Source organism: Kineococcus mangrovi (assembly GCF_041320705.1).
GTDB lineage: Bacteria > Actinomycetota > Actinomycetes > Actinomycetales > Kineococcaceae > Kineococcus > Kineococcus mangrovi.
Window position 1 is genome coordinate 1 of sequence record NZ_JBGGTQ010000023.1, and the last position, 1,529, is coordinate 1,529.

General features: G+C 58.4%; 2 rRNA genes. Both read left to right on the top strand.

What is annotated here, in order from left to right:
- A 16S ribosomal RNA gene (locus AB2L28_RS20745) occupies nt 1–55 on the top strand; the annotation flags it as partial.
- A gap of 598 nt (nt 56–653) precedes the next feature.
- Nucleotides 654–1,529: ribosomal RNA gene (locus AB2L28_RS20750) — 23S ribosomal RNA — on the top strand; the annotation flags it as partial.

A 1,529-nucleotide genomic window follows, 5' to 3' on the forward strand; every position in this document is an offset into this window, starting at 1 on the left:
GACGAAGTCGTAACAAGGTAGCCGTACCGGAAGGTGCGGCTGGATCACCTCCTTTCTAAGGAGCATCAACCACACTCCGTACAGCCGTGGCTGGTCTTCGTACCGGTCGTGGGTGGGGTGTGGGTGGACCAGTTTCTGCCGGCGTCTGTTCGGCGGCTGGTGCTCGAGGGTGGAACATCAACATGGCACCGTGACCTCGATGGTCGTGCTCAGTACCTCGGTTCGTCTTCGGATGGCTGAGTGGAACAGCTGATCTGTTGAGTGATGGTGTCTGGCGCACTGTTGGGTCCTGAGGAACCGGCTCTTGGAGTCGAACCTCTGGTCTGGGCTTCACCTGATCTACATACCGTTGGGTGTTCTTCGGAACGTTCAGGTCTGGTGTGGGTCGTTGATGGGTGGGGTGTCGGGTTGTCTGTTGAGAACTGCACAGTGGACGCGAACATCTTTGTAGTGGTGTTCGTCGAGTAGATCCTCTAATCGCCGCCGCGGTGAGGTTCTTCGGTCTTCGGGTCGGAGAGTTGAGTCGTGGTGGTGGTCTTTGTGGTTCGTTTATGTTTGTTGCACGCGTTGTGCGCTCGCGCTGTTCGCTGCTTCTTCGCCTTGCTGGTTTTCGGATCGGTGGGTGGGGGTTGTGGTGGTGGGTGGTGTGTGGTGGGCAAGTGTGTAAGGGCGCATGGTGGATGCCTTGGCATCAGGAGCCGATGAAGGACGTGGGAGCCTGCGTTAAGCCTCGGGGAGTTGGCAACCGAACTTTGATCCGAGGGTGTCCGAATGGGGGAACCCGGCCGTCGTCATGGGCGGTCACCCGCATCTGAATGTATAGGGTGTGTGGAGGGAACGTGGGGAAGTGAAACATCTCAGTACCCACAGGAAGAGAAAACAACATGTGATTCCGTGAGTAGTGGCGAGCGAAAGCGGATGAGGCTAAACCGGCATCGTGTGAGACCTGGTAGGGGTTGCGGTGTGGGGGTTGTGGGAGTGTTCTGGAGCCGGCTACCACCGGTTCGGGGAGTGAGAAAGTCGTGGTGTAGCCGAAGGGCCTGGGATGGTCTGGCGTAGTGGGTGAGACCCCCGTAGGTGAAACATCGCGGCCTCCTTGGGAACGCCTCCCGAGTAGCACGGGGCTCGTGGAATCTCGTGTGAATCTGCCAGGACCACCTGGTAAGCCTAAATACTTCCTGATGACCGATAGCGGACAAGTACCGTGAGGGAATGGTGAAAAGCACCCCGGGAGGGGAGTGAAAGAGTACCTGAAACCGTGTGCCTACAATCCGTCGGAGCCTGTCCTTGTGGTGGGTGACGGCGTGCCTTTTGAAGAATGAGCCTGCGAGTTAGTGGTGCGTGGCGAGGTTAACCCGTGGGGGGTAGCCGTAGCGAAAGCGAGTCCGAACAGGGCGAATTTTAGTCGCGTGCTCTAGACCCGAAGCGGAGTGATCTACCCATGGCCAGGTTGAAGCGTGGGTAAGACCGCGTGGAGGACCGAACCCACCAGGGTTGAAAACCTGGGGGATGAGCTGTGGGTAGGGGTG